Source organism: Oceanospirillum sediminis (assembly GCF_014164585.1).
Lineage (GTDB): Bacteria > Pseudomonadota > Gammaproteobacteria > Pseudomonadales > Halomonadaceae > Oceanospirillum > Oceanospirillum sediminis.
The window spans coordinates 1-372 of record NZ_JACJFM010000206.1 but is presented as its reverse complement, the minus strand read 5'-3'; the positions used below and the strand labels follow the sequence as shown (position 1 = coordinate 372).

At 34.4% G+C, this 372-nt stretch carries 1 protein-coding gene; it reads right to left on the bottom strand.

Annotation, left to right across the window (positions count from 1 at the left end; translation table 11 throughout):
- On the bottom strand, nt 1-300 hold a 300-nt coding region (locus tag H4O21_RS28425), incomplete at its 3' end, for a glycosyltransferase family protein (protein WP_220495878.1).
- Nucleotides 301-372: the final 72 nt, after the last annotated feature.

Here is a 372-nt window from a genome sequence, read left to right as displayed (position 1 = left end):
AATTTTGCTCCTTAAAACGCTATGCAAATCGGCTATGGCATAAAAACTATGCGATTCATTAATGGTTCTCGCTAATTTATATAACCCGAAAGCACCTTTATGTTCACCCTTAACATCAGCGGTAATTACTTCGACGTTTTGAATATCTCTATAAAAAGGTTTATATAATGTTTTAGTTAAAACCTTTATTCTTAATTCATCATGTTGTTTGGTAAGTGCTCTTAAAACTGGAACCGTCATCGCAACATCTCCCATAGCTGAAAGACGTATAACCAAAATATTTTTTTTTGATGTTGACATAACTAAAACCTTATGTCACGTTGAGCCTAGTCGAAACGTAGTGAAAATGGTTTCTTCACTGCTTCGCAGGAT